Origin of the sequence: Nocardiopsis sp. LDBS0036 (genome assembly GCF_041228755.1) — a bacterium.
GTDB lineage: Bacteria > Actinomycetota > Actinomycetes > Streptosporangiales > Streptosporangiaceae > Nocardiopsis > Nocardiopsis dassonvillei.
Genome location: NZ_CP141103.1, coordinates 4,977,704 through 4,997,217, shown reverse-complemented (window position 1 = coordinate 4,997,217; position 19,514 = coordinate 4,977,704). Strand labels below are relative to the sequence as shown.

General features: G+C 68.4%; 33 protein-coding genes. 2 read left to right on the top strand and 31 right to left on the bottom strand.

What is annotated here, in order from left to right; translation table 11 throughout:
• The first annotated feature begins 28 nt into the window (after positions 1-28).
• Both UIS43_RS21415 and UIS43_RS21410 read left to right on the top strand, forming a co-directional pair.
• A complete protein-coding gene (locus tag UIS43_RS21415; RefSeq protein ID WP_013156143.1) occupies positions 29-982 on the top strand; it encodes a hypothetical protein in 954 nt (317 codons plus the stop codon).
• 136 nt (positions 983-1,118) lie between these two features.
• The gene (locus UIS43_RS21410) at positions 1,119-1,787 is read left to right on the top strand and encodes an NUDIX hydrolase N-terminal domain-containing protein (protein ID WP_013156142.1); all 669 of its coding nucleotides are present in this window, start codon (positions 1,119-1,121) and stop codon (positions 1,785-1,787) included.
• A gap of 151 nt (positions 1,788-1,938) precedes the next feature.
• On the opposite strand, the gene truA is transcribed toward UIS43_RS21410, so the two are convergent.
• From truA to rplC, 31 genes are all read right to left on the bottom strand, one after another.
• Positions 1,939-2,778 (bottom strand): tRNA pseudouridine(38-40) synthase TruA, encoded by an 840-nt coding sequence (gene truA / locus UIS43_RS21405; RefSeq protein ID WP_013156141.1) that lies wholly within the window; start codon positions 2,776-2,778, stop codon positions 1,939-1,941.
• A gap of 114 nt (positions 2,779-2,892) precedes the next feature.
• Positions 2,893-3,432 (bottom strand): 50S ribosomal protein L17, encoded by a 540-nt coding sequence (gene rplQ / locus UIS43_RS21400; RefSeq protein ID WP_013156140.1) that lies wholly within the window; start codon positions 3,430-3,432, stop codon positions 2,893-2,895.
• Positions 3,433-3,502: 70 nt separating this feature from the next.
• Positions 3,503-4,525, bottom strand: a complete 1,023-nt coding sequence (locus tag UIS43_RS21395) for a DNA-directed RNA polymerase subunit alpha (RefSeq protein ID WP_013156139.1) — start codon at positions 4,523-4,525, stop codon at positions 3,503-3,505.
• A 173-nt stretch (positions 4,526-4,698) separates the two neighbouring features.
• Positions 4,699-5,103, bottom strand: coding sequence for a 30S ribosomal protein S11 (gene rpsK, locus UIS43_RS21390; protein WP_013156138.1), 405 nt, complete (start codon positions 5,101-5,103; stop codon positions 4,699-4,701).
• A gap of 71 nt (positions 5,104-5,174) precedes the next feature.
• Complete coding sequence (gene rpsM / locus UIS43_RS21385; protein WP_013156137.1) at positions 5,175-5,555, bottom strand: 30S ribosomal protein S13; 381 nt, start codon at positions 5,553-5,555, stop codon at positions 5,175-5,177.
• Between the two features lie 220 nt (positions 5,556-5,775).
• Positions 5,776-5,889 carry a 50S ribosomal protein L36 gene (gene rpmJ / locus UIS43_RS21380; RefSeq protein ID WP_013156136.1) on the bottom strand — a complete coding sequence of 38 codons (114 nt, stop codon included), beginning with the start codon at positions 5,887-5,889 and terminating at the stop codon, positions 5,776-5,778.
• Between the two features lie 47 nt (positions 5,890-5,936).
• The gene (infA, locus tag UIS43_RS21375; RefSeq protein WP_013156135.1) at positions 5,937-6,158 is read right to left on the bottom strand and encodes a translation initiation factor IF-1; all 222 of its coding nucleotides are present in this window, start codon (positions 6,156-6,158) and stop codon (positions 5,937-5,939) included.
• 300 nt (positions 6,159-6,458) lie between these two features.
• The gene (locus UIS43_RS21370; RefSeq protein WP_358417829.1) at positions 6,459-6,923 is read right to left on the bottom strand and encodes a DUF1707 domain-containing protein; all 465 of its coding nucleotides are present in this window, start codon (positions 6,921-6,923) and stop codon (positions 6,459-6,461) included.
• Positions 6,924-6,983: 60 nt separating this feature from the next.
• Positions 6,984-7,808: a type I methionyl aminopeptidase gene (gene map, locus UIS43_RS21365; RefSeq protein WP_013156133.1), complete on the bottom strand. Its 825-nt coding sequence runs from the start codon at positions 7,806-7,808 to the stop codon at positions 6,984-6,986.
• The gene (locus UIS43_RS21360) at positions 7,808-8,467 is read right to left on the bottom strand and encodes an adenylate kinase (protein WP_013156132.1); all 660 of its coding nucleotides are present in this window, start codon (positions 8,465-8,467) and stop codon (positions 7,808-7,810) included. The genes map and UIS43_RS21360 overlap by 1 nt, the downstream gene beginning before the upstream one ends.
• Entirely contained in the window at positions 8,468-9,781 is a 1,314-nt protein-coding gene (gene secY / locus UIS43_RS21355) for a preprotein translocase subunit SecY (RefSeq protein WP_013156131.1), read from the bottom strand. It abuts the gene before it with no gap.
• A 278-nt stretch (positions 9,782-10,059) separates the two neighbouring features.
• Positions 10,060-10,524 (bottom strand): 50S ribosomal protein L15, encoded by a 465-nt coding sequence (rplO, locus tag UIS43_RS21350; RefSeq protein WP_013156130.1) that lies wholly within the window; start codon positions 10,522-10,524, stop codon positions 10,060-10,062.
• On the bottom strand, positions 10,521-10,706 hold the full coding sequence (gene rpmD / locus UIS43_RS21345; protein ID WP_013156129.1) for a 50S ribosomal protein L30: 186 nt from the start codon (positions 10,704-10,706) through the stop codon (positions 10,521-10,523). The genes rplO and rpmD overlap by 4 nt, the downstream gene beginning before the upstream one ends.
• Before the next feature lie 2 nt (positions 10,707-10,708).
• The gene (rpsE, locus tag UIS43_RS21340) at positions 10,709-11,311 is read right to left on the bottom strand and encodes a 30S ribosomal protein S5 (protein WP_013156128.1); all 603 of its coding nucleotides are present in this window, start codon (positions 11,309-11,311) and stop codon (positions 10,709-10,711) included.
• A gap of 49 nt (positions 11,312-11,360) precedes the next feature.
• Entirely contained in the window at positions 11,361-11,741 is a 381-nt protein-coding gene (gene rplR, locus UIS43_RS21335; RefSeq protein ID WP_013156127.1) for a 50S ribosomal protein L18, read from the bottom strand.
• 2 nt (positions 11,742-11,743) lie between these two features.
• On the bottom strand, positions 11,744-12,280 hold the full coding sequence (rplF, locus tag UIS43_RS21330; protein WP_013156126.1) for a 50S ribosomal protein L6: 537 nt from the start codon (positions 12,278-12,280) through the stop codon (positions 11,744-11,746).
• Between the two features lie 17 nt (positions 12,281-12,297).
• Positions 12,298-12,696, bottom strand: a complete 399-nt coding sequence (gene rpsH, locus UIS43_RS21325; protein ID WP_013156125.1) for a 30S ribosomal protein S8 — start codon at positions 12,694-12,696, stop codon at positions 12,298-12,300.
• A gap of 270 nt (positions 12,697-12,966) precedes the next feature.
• Positions 12,967-13,152 carry a type Z 30S ribosomal protein S14 gene (locus UIS43_RS21320; RefSeq protein ID WP_013156124.1) on the bottom strand — a complete coding sequence of 62 codons (186 nt, stop codon included), beginning with the start codon at positions 13,150-13,152 and terminating at the stop codon, positions 12,967-12,969.
• A gap of 13 nt (positions 13,153-13,165) precedes the next feature.
• Positions 13,166-13,741 (bottom strand): 50S ribosomal protein L5, encoded by a 576-nt coding sequence (gene rplE / locus UIS43_RS21315; RefSeq protein ID WP_013156123.1) that lies wholly within the window; start codon positions 13,739-13,741, stop codon positions 13,166-13,168.
• On the bottom strand, positions 13,741-14,046 hold the full coding sequence (rplX, locus tag UIS43_RS21310) for a 50S ribosomal protein L24 (protein ID WP_013156122.1): 306 nt from the start codon (positions 14,044-14,046) through the stop codon (positions 13,741-13,743). Before rplX ends, rplE begins: the two co-directional genes overlap by 1 nt.
• Positions 14,047-14,049: 3 nt before the next feature.
• Complete coding sequence (gene rplN, locus UIS43_RS21305; protein WP_013156121.1) at positions 14,050-14,418, bottom strand: 50S ribosomal protein L14; 369 nt, start codon at positions 14,416-14,418, stop codon at positions 14,050-14,052.
• 103 nt (positions 14,419-14,521) lie between these two features.
• The gene (rpsQ, locus tag UIS43_RS21300) at positions 14,522-14,794 is read right to left on the bottom strand and encodes a 30S ribosomal protein S17 (RefSeq protein WP_013156120.1); all 273 of its coding nucleotides are present in this window, start codon (positions 14,792-14,794) and stop codon (positions 14,522-14,524) included.
• Entirely contained in the window at positions 14,791-15,042 is a 252-nt protein-coding gene (gene rpmC, locus UIS43_RS21295; RefSeq protein WP_013156119.1) for a 50S ribosomal protein L29, read from the bottom strand. The genes rpsQ and rpmC overlap by 4 nt, the downstream gene beginning before the upstream one ends.
• Entirely contained in the window at positions 15,042-15,455 is a 414-nt protein-coding gene (rplP, locus tag UIS43_RS21290) for a 50S ribosomal protein L16 (RefSeq protein ID WP_013156118.1), read from the bottom strand. Before rplP ends, rpmC begins: the two co-directional genes overlap by 1 nt.
• 3 nt (positions 15,456-15,458) lie before the next feature.
• Entirely contained in the window at positions 15,459-16,265 is an 807-nt protein-coding gene (rpsC, locus tag UIS43_RS21285) for a 30S ribosomal protein S3 (RefSeq protein ID WP_013156117.1), read from the bottom strand.
• Positions 16,265-16,633, bottom strand: coding sequence for a 50S ribosomal protein L22 (gene rplV, locus UIS43_RS21280; protein ID WP_013156116.1), 369 nt, complete (start codon positions 16,631-16,633; stop codon positions 16,265-16,267). Before rplV ends, rpsC begins: the two co-directional genes overlap by 1 nt.
• 72 nt (positions 16,634-16,705) lie before the next feature.
• On the bottom strand, positions 16,706-16,984 hold the full coding sequence (rpsS, locus tag UIS43_RS21275) for a 30S ribosomal protein S19 (RefSeq protein WP_013156115.1): 279 nt from the start codon (positions 16,982-16,984) through the stop codon (positions 16,706-16,708).
• Between the two features lie 12 nt (positions 16,985-16,996).
• Entirely contained in the window at positions 16,997-17,836 is an 840-nt protein-coding gene (rplB, locus tag UIS43_RS21270; RefSeq protein WP_013156114.1) for a 50S ribosomal protein L2, read from the bottom strand.
• 58 nt (positions 17,837-17,894) lie between these two features.
• Positions 17,895-18,185 (bottom strand): 50S ribosomal protein L23, encoded by a 291-nt coding sequence (gene rplW, locus UIS43_RS21265; RefSeq protein ID WP_013156113.1) that lies wholly within the window; start codon positions 18,183-18,185, stop codon positions 17,895-17,897.
• Positions 18,182-18,853 (bottom strand): 50S ribosomal protein L4, encoded by a 672-nt coding sequence (gene rplD, locus UIS43_RS21260; protein WP_013156112.1) that lies wholly within the window; start codon positions 18,851-18,853, stop codon positions 18,182-18,184. Before rplD ends, rplW begins: the two co-directional genes overlap by 4 nt.
• 3 nt (positions 18,854-18,856) lie before the next feature.
• Positions 18,857-19,507, bottom strand: a complete 651-nt coding sequence (gene rplC / locus UIS43_RS21255; protein ID WP_013156111.1) for a 50S ribosomal protein L3 — start codon at positions 19,505-19,507, stop codon at positions 18,857-18,859.
• Positions 19,508-19,514 lie beyond the last annotated feature (7 nt).

The window sequence follows — 19,514 nt, the reverse complement described above, 5'->3', positions numbered from 1 at the left end:
CGGAGCGCCCGTCGGCCCTCCCCCGGGCATGCCCCCCGGTTCGGCTCCCCCGTCCGCCCAGCAGGCCTTCCAGGCCCCGCAGCAGCCCCCCGCCGCGCTCCCGGCGCCCGGCCGGGAGGAGCCCGTGTTCCCCCCGGACGCGATGGGCGCCACGCAGCACATCAGCCCCGTCCCCGCCTCGCCCGGCGGCCGTCCCCTGTTCCGGGACGAGGTCCCCGACGACGCCGGTGTGGACACCGCGCAGTTCGACGCCCAGGGGATCAACGACTACGACGACTACGACGGCTACAACAACGACGACGACTACCGGTACGGTGACGGCGGCGCGGACGCGCGCGCCCGCAAGCGCCGGATCATGATGATCGCCGGTTTCGCCGTGCTGCTGGTCCTGGCGGGCGGCGGGACGTTCTTCCTCGCCACCAGCATGGGCTCGGGCGGTGCGAACGCCACGACCGTCGCCGACGAGGCCGACGACCCGGGCGCGCTCGACGTCGAGGCCCTCTTCCCCGAGAGCATGGAGGTCGAGGGCCAGGGCACGTTCACCCGCGTGGCCGTCGAGGACACCGAGGACTGCGCCGCCGGGGCCCACGGCGACTACGGCCAGGTGCTCGCCGACAACGAGTGCCGCCAGATGGTGCGCGCCTCCTACCTCAGCGAGGACGAGGGCCACGCGGTGACCGTGGGCGTCGCCGCCATGCCCACCGGCGAGGAGGCGGCCACCGCGATGGAGGCACAGGACCTGGTGGCCACCCAGTGGTTCGCCGGTCTGCCCGGCGAGGAGGGCAGCCCCGCCGAGCGCCTGGGGCACTCCGGCGGCCACGGCAGCAGCGGCCAGTGGGGCCGCTACCTGCTCTTCTCCCTGGCGGCCAACAGCGACGGCACCGAGGAGGGCGCCGAGAGCGAGTCCGCCACCGAGCTGCGCGCCATCAGCGAGGGCTTCCTCCAGGAGGCCCACACCAGCCTCAGTGAGAACCGCGGCTGAGCGGTCACCGGCACCCGCGAGGGGCACCCGGCGTCCGGGTGCCCCTTCTTCGTGTCCACGGGCGGGTTCCGTCGGCGCCCGCGGCGGGCAGGAGTCCCGGCGGGCCGGTCCGCGAGCCCCGGAGGAGAGCGTGACGATGACAGAACCCGCCGAACGGATCCGGCGCATCGCGATGGAGTTGACGGCGCAGTCGGAGTCGGGGCTGGCGTACAGCACCAACGAGTTCGACATCGGGCGGTTCCACCGCGTCGGCGCCCTGGCCCGCGACCTGATGCAGATGGTGGCCGCCGGGGAGCTCCCCGGGTACGAGCGCGAGGTGGCCTCGGCAGCCGGTTACACCACCCCCAAGCTCGACGTGCGCGGCGGCGTCTTCGACCCCTCCGGCCGGGTCCTGCTCGTCCGCGAGATCTCGGACGGCCACCGCTGGACCCTGCCCGGCGGGTGGTGCGACGTCCTGGAGAGCCCCAGGCAGGCGATCGAACGCGAGGTCCGCGAGGAGGCGGGGCTGGCCGTGCGGGCGGTCCACCTCGCCGGGGTCCTCGACCGCCACCTGTGGCCCCACGTGCCGGTCTACGACCGCCACATCTACAAGCTCCTCTTCGTGTGCGCGCCGCTGACCGACCCCGCCCCCGCCTCCAGCAGCGACGGGACCAGCGACCGCGCCTTCAGCAGCGCCGAGACCAGCGCCAGAGCATGGTTCGACGTGGACGACCTGCCCGAGCTGTCGGTGTCGCGGGTACTGCCCGAGCAGATCGCGCTGCTGCACCGGCACTGGATGGATCCGGGACCGGCACACGTCGACTGAGGCCACGGGGGGCATCCGGGAGACCGGTGCCCCTCCCCTTGTCCACAGGCCGGATTCCGCGCTTTCGCGGAGTCCGGCGCGACTCTAGCCTGGTAAAGGGGGGGGTTCCCTCCCCGCCGCCTCGTGCTGCCCGCGCTCTCGGAGCCGCCGCTCAGTCCGAATGGCCCCGGCACGGCAGCTCCCGCACCCGGCGGGTCGCCGAGGCGCGCACGGCCAGCTCCTCGTCGGCCGGGTAGCGCACCTCCTCCAGGCTGAGCCCCTGCGGCCCCACCACGTGCACCGACGAGTCCCGCGTACCGGCGCCGAGCACCTTGCCCGGCCAGTCCGCGTCCCTGCGCCCGTCGCCCACCGCCAGGAGCGCGCCCACGAGCGCGCGCACCATGTTGTGGCAGAACGCGTCCGCCTGGATCGTCCCGTGCAGCAGGTGCTCGTCCACCCGGGTCCACTCCAGGCGCAGCAGCTCCCGGATGGTCGTCGCGCCCTCGCGCCTCTTGCAGAACGCCGCGAAGTCGTGCTCGCCCACCAGGCGCTCCGCCGCAGCGTTCATCCGGTCCACGTCCAGCGGGCTGCGGTGCCACAGCACGTCCCGCCGCAGCAGCGGGTCCACTCCGTAGGGCGCGTCGCTCACCCGGTACAGGTACCGCCGGAACAGCGGCGAGAACCGGGCGTCGAACCCGGGCGGCGCCAGCCGCGCCGCGCGCACCCGCACGTCCTTGGGCAGCACCCCGGCCAGGCGCCGGAGCACGCGCTCCCCCTCGCTCTCCCACGTCCGCGCGGGGATGTCAGCCTGCGCCACCTGCCCCCGCGCGTGCACACCGGCGTCCGTGCGCCCCGCGCACGTCAGCGACACCTCCGGCAGGCGCAGCACCCGCGCCAGAGCCGCCTCCAGCTCGCCCTGCACCGTGCGCCGGCCCGGCTGCGCGGCCCACCCGGAGAAGTCCGTGCCGTCGTAGGCCACGTCCAACCGCACCCGGACCGTCGTCTCGTCCATAACCCGCCACTCCTCCGCGTCCACGAAAAAGACGAGTGCCCGACCCCCGCGGGGATCGGGCACTCGCCGAGCGGTGCGTGCGCGGGACGCGTTCGCGTCCCCGCGCCCCGCACGCTACTTGTCGTCAGCCGGGCCCTCCGCCTGGGCCGTCTCGTCGGCCTTGGCGGTCTGGTCGGAGGTGGTGTCCTCCGCCGGCTGGTCGCCGGCCTCGTCCGCCACGGCGGTGGTCGCGTCGGCCTTGGGCTCCTCGGCCTCCTGCGCCGCGGGCTTGGCGGCCGGGGCGGCGGCCTGGGCGCTCAGGGCCTCGACCAGCTCGATCACGGCCATCGGGGCGTTGTCACCCTTGCGCGGACCGATCTTGGTGATCCGGGTGTAGCCACCGGGACGGTTCTCGTAGCGCGGGCCGATCTCGGTGAAGAGCTCGTGCACGACGGCCTTGTCCGTGATCTTGGTCAGGACCTGGCGGCGGGCGTGCAGGTCACCGCGCTTGCCGAGGGTGATCAGCTTCTCCGCGTACGGGCGCAGGCGCTTGGCCTTGGCCTCGGTGGTGCGGATGCGGCCGTGCTGGAACAGCGAGGTGGCGAGGTTCGCCAGGATGTGCCGCTCGTGAGCGGGCCCGGAACCCAGACGGGCGCCCTTGGTAGGCGTGGGCATGGTGTCGTTCTCCTAGTGATGCGGTCCGCGGCCGCACTCGGCCGGGGACCATGTGGGCGACGAAGGTCGGTTAGTACTGCTCCGTCTCGACGAAGGACTCGCCCTCGTCGTCCTCGGAGCTGTAGGAGTCGGCCGCCGAGCTGGGGTCGAATCCGGGCGGGGAGTCCTTCAGCGACAGGCCCATGTCGACGAGCTTCTGCTTGACCTCGTCGATGGACTTGGCACCGAAGTTGCGGATGTCCAACAGGTCCTGCTCGGAGCGGGCAACCAGCTCACCGACGCTGTGGATGCCCTCACGCTTGAGGCAGTTGTAGGACCGGACCGTGAGGTTGAGGTCCTCGATCGGCAGCGCCAGGTCCGCCGCCAGGGCGGCGTCCGTGGGCGACGGGCCCATGTCGATGCCCTCGGCGTCGACGTTGAGCTCACGCGCCAGACCGAACAGCTCGACCAGGGTCTTGCCCGCGCTGGCGACCGCGTCCCGGGGACGGATGGCCGGCTTGGTCTCGATGTCCACGATCAGGCGGTCGAAGTCGGTGCGCTGCTCGACACGGGTGGCCTCGACCTTGTAGGTCACACGCAGGACCGGGGAGTAGATGGAGTCGATCGGGATGCGGCCGATCTCCTGTCCCGCCTGCTTGTTCTGCGTCGCCGAGACGTAGCCGCGGCCGCGCTCGACCGTCAGCTCCATCTCCAGCTTGCCCTTGCCGTTGAGCGTGGCGATGTGCAGGTCGGGGTTGTGCACCTCGACACCGGCCGGCGGAGCGATGTCCGCGGCGGTCACCACACCGGGGCCCTGCTTGCGCAGGTACATCAGCACCGGCTCGTCGTGCTCGGAGCTGACGACCAGGCCCTTGAGGTTGAGGATCATCTCGGTGACGTCCTCCTTGACACCGGGCACGGTGGTGAACTCGTGCTCGACGCCCTCGATGCGGATGCTCGTGACAGCCGCGCCGGGGATGGAGGACAGCAGGGTGCGCCGAAGCGAGTTGCCGATGGTGTAGCCGAAGCCCGGCTCCAGCGGCTCGATGACGAACTTCGAGCGCAGGTCCGAGGAGGCTTCCTCGGTGAGCGTGGGACGCTGTGCGATCAACATGGTCCGTGTCTTCCCTTCCACATGGCCGCCCGCTATTTGACGGCCACCCGGCGGACACCACATCGGTGTCCACTACTCGGATTCCTACCCCGTCCGCGCGGTCCCCCCGCAGGGGAGCGCGCGGAACCAGGCGCGGCGCCCGCGCGGGTAGGTGCGCGGGCGCCGGTGCGGGATCAGACCCGGCGGCGCTTGGGCGGACGGCAGCCGTTGTGCGGAACCGGCGTCACGTCCTGGATGGAGCCGACCTCCAGCCCGGTCGCCTGGAGCGAGCGGATGGCGGTCTCCCGGCCCGAGCCCGGGCCCTTCACGAAGACGTCCACCTTGCGGACGCCGTGCTCCTGGGCGCGGCGGGCAGCGGCCTCGGCGGCCATCTGCGCGGCGTAGGGGGTCGACTTGCGCGAACCCTTGAAGCCCACCTGGCCGGAGCTGGCCCACGAGATCACGGCACCGGTCGGGTCGGTGATGCTCACGATCGTGTTGTTGAACGTGCTCTTGATGTGAGCGTGCCCGTGGACAATGTTCTTCTTTTCCTTGCGGCGCACCTTGCGCGCGGCACCCTGACGGCCCTTAGGCGGCATGAGCGAAACTCCCAGAGATCATCGGTCCGTTGTCGTTCCCGGACGCGTGTTTACAGTCCAGTCCGAGCGGACTACTTCTTACCGGCCTTCTTCTTACCGGCCACGGTCTTCTTCTTGCCCTTGCGGGTGCGCGCGTTGGTCTGCGTGCGCTGACCGCGGACCGGGAGCCCACGGCGGTGGCGGATGCCCTGGTAGCTACCGATCTCCATCTTGCGGCGGATGTCGCCCTGCACCTCACGGCGCAGGTCACCCTCGACCTGGTAGTTCGAGCCGATCCACTCGCGCAGCTTGACGAGGTCTTCCTCGGTCAGCTCGTAGACGCGCGTGTTGCCGTCGACGCCGGTGCTCTTCAGGGTCTCCAGGGCGCGGGTGCGCCCGATCCCGAAGATGTACGTGAGAGCGATCTCCACCCGCTTGTCGCGGGGAAGGTCAACGCCTTCGATACGTGCCATGTGGGCGAGACTCCTAATGCCCTATGCGGAGGTCTGGCCCGTTCCACCCTCTCGTCGCCCAATCGACGAGGCCCCGGCCTCCGACCGGGGGTGGCTCCCGCGCCGCACTGGCGGCGGGAGTCGGAACAGGTTTTCGTTGTGTCGTGCGCCCGGTGCGGTGCTGGCGCACCGGCCGGGCCGATCGCGGTGTGTGAAGCCGCGGCGAGCGGAGCGGGGGTGACTAACCCTGGCGCTGCTTGTGCCGCGGGTCCGAGCAAATGACCATGATCCGGCCGTTACGGCGGATCACGCGGCACTTCGCGCAGATCTTCTTCACGCTCGGCTTGACCTTCATGGTGACTCCGAACTCATACTCTCCCGGGCCGCGAGGCCCGTGAGGGGCTACTTGTAGCGGTAAACGATGCGCCCGCGCGTGAGGTCGTACGGGCTCAGCTCCACGACGACCCGGTCGTCGGGGAGAATACGGATGTAGTTCATCCGCATCTTGCCGCTGATGTGGGCAAGGACCTGGTGCCCGTTGTCGAGCTCTACCTTGAACATAGCGTTGGGTAGGGACTCGACAACGGAACCCTCGATCTCGATGGCGCCGTCTTTCTTGGCCATGTCCTTCCACGCCTCGCTCATCGTTTGGTTGATCAGGACAACCCGACGCGACCCCAGTGGCCCCGCATGACGCTACGGCCCCGGCAACGGCGGATGGCCGTCACCGACGCCGAGGGACACTGGAAGTTCAGGCCAACTGCAAAAGGCGAACGTCGGTTGGAGGACGTGGCGCGAAGAAGGCAGACTGACCCAACAGCCCGCGTATGGGCATGGACAGTCTATCCCCTTCCGGCAAGTGCTCCTAACCGCCGAACGGAGCACACTACCGCACCGGGACGCGGGCGGGCACGGGCCTCCGCCCTAGGGCGTCCCGTCGCCTTCGGAGTGGTGCTTCTGCCCGGCCAGGACCCCCACGGTCACCATGCCCATCACGATGCCCCACGGCCCCATGACCCACAGGAACCACGGGTAGTCGTAGTCGGTGGTGAGGAACAGGATCAGCCAGATGACGAAGCACAGGATGTTGACCCCGGCGTAGAGGGCCCACGGCACCATCAGCGCCGGGTCGCGCATGCTGATCGGAGGGGCCACCGCGAACTCCTCGTCCCGGGAGGAGGCCCCGCGGATGTCCGCGAGGTCGCGCTCGGGGAGGTCGTTGGTGACCGTGGCCAGCTCATCCGTGGTCCTGGCCTTGTAGACGCGGCCGAGGCGGTCGGTGAACTCCTCGTGGTCCAGCCGCCCCTGGGCGAAGTGCTCCTGGAGGAGCTGGGCCACGCGGTCGCGTTCCGCGTCGGACGTTCGTATCGACGGCACCGGGTCGGACACTGCGCGCACCTCGCATCTTCGCCCGGAAGCGGCCCCCGCGCTCCGCGCGGGACGAGACCCCTACCAGGTCGGCTGGACGAACCCCATGTCGGCGATTTTATCGCGGTCGGACTCGCGCGCGGTCAGCACGACGGGCCCGTCCGCGGTCACCGCGACCGTGTGCTCGAAGTGCGCGGCGCGACCGCCGTCGCGCGTCACCACGGTCCAGCCGTCGTCGAGCTGCACCACGTCGTGGCGGCCCAGGGTGGTCATCGGCTCGATCGCCAGGCACATGCCCTCGACCAGCCGCATGCCCTTGCCGCGCTTGCCGTAGTTGAGCACGTGCGGGTCCATGTGCATCTCGGTGCCGATGCCGTGGCCGCCGTACTCGCGGACGTTGCCGTAGCCGCCGTTGCGGGAGATGTGGCCGCCGATCGCGTGGCCGATGTCACCCAGGCGCCTGCCCGGACGCAGTTCGGCGATCCCCTGCCACATGGACTCCTCGCAGACCTCCATCATGCGCAGGTCCTCGGGGCGGCCCTCGCCGACCGCGACGGTGATCGCCGAGTCGCCGTGCCAGCCCTCCAGGATGGCCCCGCAGTCGACGGAGATGATGTCGCCCTCGGCCAGCACCCGCTGCGCGCTGGGGATGCCGTGGACGACCTCCTCGTTCACCGAGGCGCAGATGGAGCCCGGGAAACCGTGGTAGCCCTTGAAGGAGGGGACGGCGCCCGCGTCGCGGATGACCTTCTCCGCGAGGGAGTCCAGCTCCAGGGTCGACACCCCGGGCCGCACCGCGGCCCGGAGGGTGTCCAGGGCGCGGGCCACGACCTGGCCCGCCGCCCTCATCCTGGCGATCTGCTCCGGCGTCTTGATCTGCACGTCCGGATCGTTCTTGCCGAACATCAGGAACCGGCCCCGACCTTGTCGATGGCGGCCTTGGCGCGGGCCGTCACCTCCTCCACGGACCCCGTGGCGGCGATGGTGGCCAGCAGGCCCTCGGCCTCGTAGAACTGCACCAGCGGAGCCGTCTGCTCACGGTAGACCTCCAGGCGGTGCCGGATGGTCTCCTCGCGGTCGTCCTCGCGCTGGTACAGCTCGGCGCCCTCGTTGTCGCACCTGCCCGCGACCTTCGGGGCGTCGTACTCCACGTGGTACACCTGGCCGCACTCGGGGCACGAGCGGCGGCCCGAGAGGCGTTTGACGACCTCCTCCTCGTCCACCCTCAACTCCAGGACGACGTCCAGGGTGGTGTCGAGGTCGGCGAGGATGCCCTTGAGCGTCTCGGCCTGCGGGACGTTGCGCGGGAAGCCGTCGAGCAGGAAGCCCGCGGCGGCGTCCTCCTGCGCCAGTCGGTCCCTGACCATGGCGTTGGTGACCTCGTCGGGGACGAGGTCACCGCGGTCCATGTACTCCTTGGCCTTCTTGCCGAGGTCGGTCTTGCCGCTGACGTTGGCCCGGAAGATGTCGCCCGTGGACACCTTGGGGATCGACAGCTCGGACGCGAGGATCTGGGCCTGGGTGCCCTTGCCGGCCCCAGGCGGCCCCACCAATACTGCTCGCATTTATCGCAGAAAACCTTCGTAGTTCCTCTGCTGGAGGTGACTCTCGATCTGCTTCACCGTGTCCAGCCCGACGCCGACCATGATCAGGATGCTCGTCCCTCCGAAGGGGAAGTTCGCACTGGCGCCGGTGGCGCCGAGGGCGACCATCGGCAGGAGAGCGATCACACCCAGGTACAGGGATCCGGGGGTCGTCAGCCTCGTCAGCACGTAGTCGAGGTACTCGGCGGTCGGACGCCCTGGTCGGATACCCGGGATGAACCCACCGTACTTCTTCATGTTGTCGGCGACCTCAGCGGGGTTGAAGGTAATCGCCACGTAGAAGAACGCGAAGCCGATGATCATGACGAAGAACGTCGCCATGTACACGGGGTGGGTGCCGGTGAGGAAGTAGTCCTGCACGAAGGTCACCACGGGATGGGTGGAGTCCTGTCCCATGAGTCCCACGAGCAGCTGCGGCAGGTACAGCAGCGAGGAGGCGAAGATCACGGGGATGATGCCCGCCTGGTTCACCTTCAGCGGGATGTAGGTCGAGCTGCCGCCGTACATGCGGCGGCCGACCATGCGCTTGGCGTACTGCACCGGGATGCGGCGCTGGGCCTGCTCCATGAAGACCACCGCGGTGATGAGCACCAGTCCGGCGATGCAGATGAGGGAGAAGACCCAGATCGAGCGCTCCTGGAACAGCGCGACCATGGAGGAGGGGAACATCGCGATGACCTGGGTGAAGATCAGCAGCGACATGCCGTTGCCCACGCCGCGCTCGGTGATGAGCTCGCCGAACCACATGATGATGGCGGTACCGGCCGTCATCGTGAAGACGATGGTCACCAGGGTGAGGATGTCCTGGTTGGGCATGTAGGAGCTGACCGGGATGGCCCCCTGGAACAGGGCGCCCGTCCGGGCCATGGCGACGATGCTGGTGGCCTGGAGGACACCGAGCATGAGCGTCAGGTAGCGGGTGTACTGGGTGATCTTGCTCTGTCCGGACTGGCCCTCCTTCTTGAGGGCCTCCAGACGGGGGATCACCACCGTGAGCAGGTTGATGATGATGCTCGCGGTGATGTACGGCATGACCCCGAGCGCGAACACCGCCAGTTGCAGCAGGGCACCGCCGCTGAACAGGTTGACGAGCGCGTACACACCGGACTGGTCCGAGGAGGTGATCGCCTCCATCTGGTCCCTGATCGCCGCGGAGTTGATACCCGGCGCCGGGATCACCGAGCCCAGACGGAAGATCGTCAGGATGAACAGTGTGAACAGCAGCTTGTTGCGCAGGTCGGGCGTGCGGAATGCACGAACGAACGCACCTAGCACGTCTCCTCCTGCGCAGCTTCGGCGGCGGAACGGGTTCCAGACATCGCGGCCGATCCTGAATCGTCGTAGAACGTCAGCTCCGGGCGGTCGCCCGTTGCTCGGAAGTATTCACAGTACGTCAAGCGATGAACTCAAACAGATGGCACTGTAACAGTGATCACTCGGCAGTTGAGTTCGTGAGTCATAACGATCACCGCTCACAACGCGTGGGGGCGTCCGCCAGCCGGTCCTAGACCTGCCGGGCGAACGCCCCCAGTCGCTCATCGCGGGGAAGACCCCTACAGCTCGGTGGTGGAGCCACCGGCGGCGGAGATCTTCTCCTTCGCCGAGGAGGAGAACGCGTGCGCGCTCACCTGCACGGCGACGGAGATCTCACCCGTGCCCAGCACCTTGACGGGCTGGTTCTTGCGAACCGCGCCCTTGGCGACCAGGCTCTCGACGGTGACCTCGCCACCCTCGGGGTAGAGCTCGCTCAGCCGGTCCAGGTTGACGACCTGGTAGGTCGTCTTGAACCGGGCGTTGCTGAAGCCCTTGAGCTTGGGCACCCGGCGGATGAGGGGCATCTGCCCGCCCTCGAAGCCGGGACGCACGGTGTTACGAGCCTTCGTGCCCTTGGTGCCGCGACCTGCGGTCTTGCCCTTGGACGCCTCGCCGCGACCCTTGCGGATCTTGGCCTTGTTGGAGCCCGGGGCGGGACGCAGGTGGTGCAGCTTGAGCAGCTCGTCGGGGTTGTAGTCGCTCATTCGGCAACCTCCTCGACAGAGACGAGGTGCGCGACGATCGTGATCTGCCCGCGAACCTCAGGGCGGTCCTCACGGACGGTGGACTTGCCGATCCGGCCCAGACCCAGCGACTGGAGAGCAGCGTGCTGCTTCACCTTGCCGCCGATCTTGGATCGGGTCTGCGTGATCTTGAGCTTGGCCATGGTCAGGCTCCTGCCTTCGCCTCAGCGCGAGCACGCAGCATGGCAGCCGGGGCGACGTCCTCGATCGGCAGGCCACGGCGGGCGGCGATCTCCTCGGGCTGGTTGATGCCCTTCAGAGCCGCCACAGTGGCGTGCACGATGTTCAGCGGGTTGGACGAGCCGAGCGACTTGCTCAGCACGTCGTGGATGCCGGCGCACTCCAGCACGGCGCGCACGGGGCCACCGGCGATAACGCCGGTACCCGGGGCGGCCGGACGGAGCAGGACGACGCCGGCCGCGTCCTCGCCCTGGACCCGGTGCACGATCGTGCCCTGGATGCGGGGGACGCGGAAGAAGTTCTTCTTCGCCTCCTCGACACCCTTGGCGATCGCGGCCGGGACCTCCTTGGCCTTGCCGTAACCGACACCGACCATGCCGTTGCCGTCACCGACGACGACCAGGGCGGTGAAGGAGAAGCGACGGCCGCCCTTGACGACCTTCGCGACCCGGTTGATGGTCACGACCTTCTCGATGTAGGAGACACCCTTGTCTGCGGCGCCGCCGCGGCGATCGTCACGGCGATCACGCCGCTCGCCACCGGCGCCGCGCCGCGGTGCTGCAGCCATCAGTGGTTCCTCTTCTCGTGGTTGATCTTGGCCGTTGCAGAGGTCATCGCTAGAACTCCAGCCCGCCCTCGCGCGCCGCGTCGGCGAGCTTGGCGATACGACCGGCGTACTGGTTGCCGCCGCGGTCGAAGACGACCGCGGAGACACCGGCGGCCTTGGCGCGCTCGGCGATGAGCTGACCGACCTTGACGGACTTGTCGGACTTGGTGCCCTCGTCGGCGCGCAGGTCGGCCTCGACGCTGGAGGCGGCGGCCAGGGTGTGACCCCTGGTGTCGTCGATCACCTGCGCGACGATGTGCTTGGAGGAGCGGAAGACGGCCAGGCGCGGACGCTCGGCGGTACCCACGACCTTCTTGCGGACGCGGAACTGGCGGCGCGCACGGGAGGTGGCGCGCTTGGTGGTCCGCTTGCGGCTCACGGTGCTACCCATGCCTACTTACCAGCCTTTCCGGCCTTGCGGCGGATGTGCTCACCCTGGTACCGCACGCCCTTGGCCTTGTACGGGTCAGGCTTACGCAGACCGCGGATGTTCGCGGCGACCTGGCCCACCAGCTGCTTGTCGATGCCCTCGACGTGGAGGATGGTCGGCTTCTCCACGCGGAAGCTGATGCCCGCGGGGGGCTCGACCACGACGGGGTGGCTGTAGCCCAGCGAGAACTCCAGGTTGGAGCCGCGGGCCTGGACGCGGTAACCCACGCCGTGGATCTCCAGCGTCTTGGTGTAGCCCTTGGCCACGCCCTCGACGAGGTTGGCGATGAGCGCACGGGTCAGACCGTGCAGCGAGCGGTTCTCCGGCTTGTCGTCCGGACGCGCCACCGTGACGACCCCGTCCTCCAGGGCCACGGTGATCGGCTCGGCGACGGTGTGCTTCAGCTCGCCCTTCGGACCCTTGACGGTGACGTCCTGCCCGTTAATCGTGACTTCGACGCCCTTGGGGACCGAGAGCGGCAGTCGACCGATTCGCGACATGCTTCAATCTCTCCCTGTTACCAGACGTAGGCGAGGACTTCGCCGCCCACGCCACGCTTCTTGGCCTGCTTTTCGGTCATCAGGCCGCCGGACGTCGAAATGATCGCCACGCCGAGGCCACCCAGCACCCGCGGCAGGTTCTCCTTCTTGGCGTACACCCGCAGACCGGGCTTGGAGACCCGGCGGATGCCCGCGATGGAACGCTCCCGGGTGGGGCCGTACTTCAGGTCCAGGACGAGGTTCTGGCCCACGGGGGCCTCCTCGGTCCGCCAGCCCTGAATGAAGCCCTCCTGCTGGAGGATCTCGGCGATGTGCGCCTTGATCTTGGAATACGGCATCGCCACGGTGTCGTGGTAAGCCGAATTCGCGTTGCGCAGACGCGTGAGCATGTCTGCGATCGGGTCGGTCATCGTCATGGCCGACTGGCCCTTCCTCACCGCGGTTTCCGAGTGCGGGCTTTCCCAGAGCCTGCCCTTGCGCGGGTACTCCCGCGAAGGTGCACAAACGGACCTACGGCGTGGTCGTGGGCACCGCGGTCCCCTTCGGGACTGCCGTGCCCTGGTGGTTGGATGTTGCCGGACCGTGCCGCATCGTGCGGTCACGGACGCTGTACGCGCCGAGGATGGCGCTTCGGGGGGCCGACTCCGTGCGCCCAGGGGTGGGCGAACGGTCGGCCCCGCCGGAAACTACCAGCTCGACTTGGTGATACCGGGCAGCTCGCCCCGGTGGGCCATCTCACGGAAGCAGATACGGCACAGGCCGAACTTCCGGAAGACGGCGCGCGGGCGGCCGCACCGCGAGCATCGAGTATACGCGCGAACGCCGAACTTCGGCTTCCGCTGCGACTTCGCGATCAGGGACTTCTTGGCCATGTGTGCTTACCCCTCAGGCTTCCTTGAACGGGAAACCGAGCCGCTTGAGCAGGCTGCGGCCCTGTTCGTCGCTCGTGGCGGTGGTGACGACCGTGATGTCCATCCCACGCTGCCGGTCGACCTTGTCCGGGTCCACCTCGTGGAACATGACCTGCTCGGTCAGCCCGAAGGTGTAGTTGCCGTTCCCGTCGAACTGCTTCGGGGACAGGCCACGGAAGTCCCGGATACGGGGCAGGGCCAGGGAGAGCAGCCGGTCGAGGAACTCCCACATCCGGTCGCCGCGCAGCGTGACGCTGGCGCCGATCGGCTGGCCCTCGCGCAGCTTGAACTGCGCGATGGAGTTCTTGGCCCGGTTGATCCGCGGCTTCTGGCCGGTGATCGCCGACAGGTCGGCGATCGCGCCCTGGATCAGCTTCGCGTCACGAGCCGCCTCGCCAACACCCATGTTGACCACGATCTTCGTCAGACCGGGGACCTGCATGATGTTGCCGATGCCGTGCTCCTCCTTGAGGGCGGCAACGATCTCGTTACGGTACTTCTCCTTGAGCCGCGGCATCGGAGGGGCGGTGATGTCGTTGGTAACCGTCATCAGATGTCCTTACCGGTGCGGCGGGAGACGCGAACCTTGGTTCCGTCTTCCTCGAAGCGGTAGCCGACCCGGGTGGCCTTGCCGTCCTCCACGAGCGCGACGTTGCTCACGTGGATCGGGGCCTCCTTGGTGACGACCTCGCCCTGCTGGCCGCCCGCCGGGTTGGCCTTCCTGTGCTTCTTGACCAGGTTGACGCCCTCGACAACGACACGGTCTTCCTTCGGCAGGGCCTTGACGACCTTGCCGGTGGCACCCCGGTTCTTGCCGGCGAGAACGATGACCTCGTCGCCAGATTTGATCTTCATCGCTTAGAGCACCTCCGGCGCCAGCGAAATGATGCGCATGTACTTCTTGTCACGCAGCTCGCGGCCGACCGGGCCGAAGATGCGGGTGCCTCGCGGGTCCCCACCGTCCTTGATGAGCACGGCAGCGTTCTCATCGAAGCGGATGTAGGAGCCGTCGGGCCGGCGGCGCTCCTTGACGGTGCGCACGACAACGGCCTTGACGACGTCGCCCTTCTTGACTCCAGCGCCAGGCAGGGCGTCCTTCACCGTGGCGACGATCGTGTCGCCGATCCCGGCGTAGCGCCGACCCGAGCCACCGAGAACACGGATGGTGAGGATCTCCTTGGCACCCGTGTTGTCGGCGACCTTGAGTCGCGACTCCTGCTGAATCACGTCTGCTCCTGATGTGATGCGTGCGGTCCACTGCCGCACGGCTAGGTGGTCTCACCCCCGGGATCGGCGGCCGGCACGGGTGCCGGCCGCCGACAGGCTGGGGTTACTTAGCCTTCTCCAGGATCTCCACGACGCGCCAGCGCTTGGTCGCGGAGAGCGGCCTGGTCTCCATCAGTCGGACCAGGTCGCCCACGCCACAGGAGTTCGCCTCGTCGTGCGCCTTGTACTTGGACGTGCGACGGATGACCTTGCCGTACCTGGCGTGCGTGATGCGGTCCTCGACCTCGACAACGACGGTCTTGTCCATCTTGTCGCTGACGACGTAGCCCTCGCGCACCTTGCGGTAGTTGCGGGTCGCGGTCTGGTTCTCACTCATTCGGCTGCTTCCTTCTCCTGCGCCGACTCACCAGACAGCGGGGCGATACCCAGCTCGTGCTCACGCAGGATCGTGTAGATCCGGGCGATCTCGCGCTTGACGGTACGCAGTCGGCTGTGGTTGTCGAGCTGGCCGGTGGCGGCCTGGAAGCGGAGGTTGAACAGCTCTTCCTTGGCTTCCTTGAGCTTGGCGACCAGGTCCTCGACGGACTGGTCACGGAGCTCATGGGCAGTCACGGACTTGGCCATCACTCCCCCTCCCGCGTAACGAACTTGCACTTCATCGGGAGCTTGTGCATCGCACGGCGCATCGCCTCCTTGGCGATGGCCTCGGGCACGCCCGACAGCTCGAACATCACGCGACCGGGCTTGACCGGCGCGACCCACCACTCCGGGGAACCCTTACCGGAACCCATGCGGACCTCGGCGGGCTTCTTGGTCAGCGGGCGGTCCGGGAAGATGTTGATCCACACCTTGCCGCCACGCTTGATGTGACGCGTCATGGCGATACGAGCGGACTCGATCTGACGGTTCGTCACGTAGGCCGACTCCAGGGCCTGGATGCCGAACTCACCGAAAGTGACCGTCGTGCCGCCCTTGGCCTTGCCGCGCAGATCCGGGTGGTGCTGCTTGCGGTACTTGACCTTACGAGGAATAAGCACTGGTCAGCTCCCCTCGGACTTCGCGGACTCGGCCGGGGCCTTGGCCTCGGCGTTCTGCGGCTGGCCGCCACCGGCACCGCCGCGACGACGACGCTGGGGGCGCTCGCGGCGCTGACCGCCGCCACCGCCACCGCCGCCACCGGCGGAGCGCTGCGCGGCCTGGGCCGCCTCACGCTCGGCGCGGGTGGCGGGCGCGTCACCCTTGTAGATCCAGACCTTCACACCGATGCGGCCGAAGGTCGTACGGGCCTCGAAGAAGCCGTAGTCGATGTCGGCGCGCAGGGTGTGCAGGGGCACACGGCCCTCGCGGTAGAACTCCGAGCGCGACATCTCGGCCCCGCCCAGACGGCCACCGCACTGGATGCGGATGCCCTTGGCACCGCTCTTCATCGCGGTCTGCATGGCCTTGCGCATCGCGCGGCGGAAGGCCACGCGGCTGCTCAGCTGCTCGGCGACGCCCTGGGCGACGAGCTGCGCGTCGATCTCGGGGTTCTTGACCTCGAAGACGTTCAGCTGCACCTGCTTGCCGGTCAGCTTCTCCAGGTCGGTCCGGATGCGGTCGGCCTCGACGCCGCGGCGGCCGATGACGATGCCCGGCCGGGCGGTGTAGACGTCGACGCGGACGCGGTCACGGGTGCGCTCGATCTCCACCTTGGAGATGCCCGCGCGCTCCATGCCGCGGGTCAGCATCCGACGGATCGCGACGTCTTCCTTGACGTAGTCCTTGTAGGACTTGTCGGCGTACCAACGGCTCTTGAAGTCGGTGGTGACTCCGAGGCGGAACCCGTGCGGGTTTACCTTCTGCCCCACTATCGGGTCCTTTCCTTCGTCTTGGACGAGGCGCCCGAGCGCTCAGCGACGACCACGGTGATGTGGCTCGTGCGCTTGGTCACCCGGAAGGCGCGGCCGAAGCCTCGCGGACGAATGCGCTTCAGGGTCGGACCCTCGTCCACCCACGCGCGTTCGACCACCAGCGTCCCGCGGTCCAGCTTGTCGTTGTGCTCGGCGTTGGCGATGGCGCTAGCCAGCACCTTGCCAACAGGCTCGCTCGCCGACTGGGGCGCGAACCGGAGCACCGCCTGTGCCTCGTCAGCGGGCAACCCGCGAATAAGGTCCACCACCCGGCGGGCCTTTCGGGGCGTAACACGGACGAACCGTGCCTGTGCCCTCGTTCCCATCGCTTTTCCCTCGCTCACGGAAATTCATCTCCACTCACCGTGGAGAAATGGTTCTTTCTGCTGCTGCAACCGCTAACGGCGGCTACGGCGGTCTTCCTTGACGTGGCTGCGGAAAGTACGCGTGGGAGCGAACTCACCGAGCTTGTGGCCGACCATCGACTCGGACACGAACACGGGGACGTGCTTGCGGCCGTCGTGGACGGCGATCGTGTGACCGATCATCTCCGGAACGATCATGGACCGCCGGGACCACGTCTTGATGACGTTCTTGGTCCCCTTCTCGTTCTGCGACTCCACCTTCTTGATGAGGTGGTCGTCGACGAAGGGACCCTTCTTAAGGCTACGTGGCATCAGACGTGCTCCTTACCGCTTCTTCTTACCGCTACGCCGACGCCGCACGATGAGCTTGTCGCTGGCCTTGTTCTTGGCCCGGGTCCGGCCTTCCTTCTTACCCCAGGGGCTGACCGGGTGGCGGCCACCGGAGGTCTTGCCCTCACCACCACCGTGGGGGTGGTCGACCGGGTTCATCACGACACCGCGGACGGTCGGGCGCTTGCCCTTCCAGCGGGAGCGGCCGGCCTTGCCCCAGTTGATGTTGGACTGCTCGGCGTTGCCCACCTGGCCGACGGTGGCGCGGCAGGTGATCTCCACCATGCGCATCTCACCGGAGGGCATACGCAGCGTGGCGTACTTGCCCTCCTTGGCCAGGAGCTGGATCTGCGAGCCCGCGGAGCGGCCCAGCTTGGCGCCGCCGCCCGGCTTCAGCTCGACCGCGTGCACGAACGTACCCGTGGGGATGTTGCGCAGCGGGAGGCAGTTGCCGGGCTTGATGTCGGACTGCGGACCGTTCTCGACCCGGTCGCCCTGCTTGAGGCCGGCCGGAGCCAGGATGTAGCGCTTCTCACCGTCCACGTAGTGGAGCAGCGCGATGCGCGCGGTGCGGTTCGGGTCGTACTCGATGTGGGCGACCTTGGCCGGCACGCCGTCCTTGTCGTGACGACGGAAGTCGATCACGCGGTAGGCGCGCTTGTGGCCACCGCCCTGGTGGCGGGCGGTGATGCGGCCGTGGCCGTTGCGACCGCCCTTGGAGTGGAGCGGACGCACCAGGGACTTCTCGGGCTCCGAGCGCGTGATCTCGACGAAGTCGCTCACGCTGGAGCCGCGACGACCCGGTGTCGTCGGCTTGTACTTACGAATGCCCATCTTCTTCGCGCATTCCTTTACGTGTTGCTTGGTGTGTAGCGGTCAGACCCGGGAGAGGTCAGACACCGAAGATGTCGATCCGGTCGCCCTCGGCGACGCTGACGATCGCGCGCTTGGTGTCGGGACGCTTCCCGTAACCGAAGCGGGTGCGCTTGCGCTTGCCCTTGCGGTTGATCGTGTTCACGCTCGTGACCTTCACCTCGAAGATCTTCTCGATCGCGATCTTGATCTGGGTCTTGTTGGCGTCCGGGCGGACGATGAACGTGTACTTGTTCTCGTCCATGAGCCCGTAGCTCTTCTCGGAGATCACCGGCTCGACGATGATGTCCCGGTGGTCGGCGATCCTCACTGGTCGTCCTCCTCGGACTGCGCGGCCTTGGAGGCACCGGCCGCGTGGGCCAGGAACTCGGCGTAGCCCGCCTCGGTGAAGACCACGTCGTCCGAGTACAGGACGTCGTAGGTGTTCACCTGGTCCGCGTCGAGGATGTGCACCTCTTCGACGTTGCGCAGGGCGCGCCGGTTGTGCTCGTCGTCGCGGGCCAGCACCACCAGGACCTTGTCGGACTCGGTGACCTGGCGCAGCGCCTTCAGAGCGGTCTGCGTGAACTTGCTCTCCAGGTCCTCGGCCACGAACTGGCTGACGACGTGGATGCGGCCGTGGCGCGCCCGGTCCGAGAGGGCTCCGCGCAGGGCGGCGGCCTTCATCTTCTTGGGGGTGCGCTGGCTGTAGTCGCGCGGCTGGGGTCCGTGGACCGTGCCGCCGCCGGTGTACTGCGGGGCGCGGATGGAACCCTGGCGGGCCCGGCCCGTGCCCTTCTGGCGGTAGGGCTTCTTGCCACCGCCGCGGACGTCGCCGCGGGTCTTGGTGGCGTGCGTGCCCTGACGGCCAGCGGCGAGCTGGGCGTTCACGACCTGGTGGATCAGCGGGATGCTGACCTGCTGGGCGAAGACGGTGTCCGGCAGCTCGACGCTGCCCTTGGTGCCGCCCTCGGGGTTCTTGACCTCGATCTGGGCCATGGCTTACTTGTCCCCCTTCACAGCGGTGCGGACGAGCACCAGACCGCCGTTGGGACCGGGGACGGCACCCTTGACCAGGATGAGTCCCTTCTCCGCGTCGACGGAGTGAACGGTCAGGTTCTGGACGGTCTTGCGCACGTTGCCCATGCGACCGGCCATCCGCATGCCCTTGAACACGCGGCCGGGCGTGGCGCAGCCGCCGATGGAGCCGGGCGAGCGGTGCTTGCGCTGGGTACCGTGCGAGGCGGAGAGGCCGCGGAAACCGTGGCGCTTCATCACACCCGCGAAGCCCTTGCCCTTGCTCTTGCCCGTGACGTCGACCTTCTGGCCGGTCTCGAAGCTGTCCGCGGTGACCTCCTGGCCGAGCGTGTACTCGGTGGCGTCGGTCGTGCGGACCTCGACGTAGTGGCGGCGCGGGGTCAGGTCGTGCGCGCGCAGGTAGTCGCCGAGCGGCTTGTTGACCTTGCGCGGGTTGATCTGCCCGTAGCCGAGCTGGATGGCGGAGTAGCCATCGGTGTCCGGAGTCCGGATGCGGCTCACGACGCACGGACCGGCCTTCAGAACCGTCACGGGCACCATCTTGCCCGCGTCGTCGAAGACCTGGGTCATGCCGAGCTTTTCGCCCAGAACTCCCTTGATCTGCTTGGTGGCCATGTCTGTG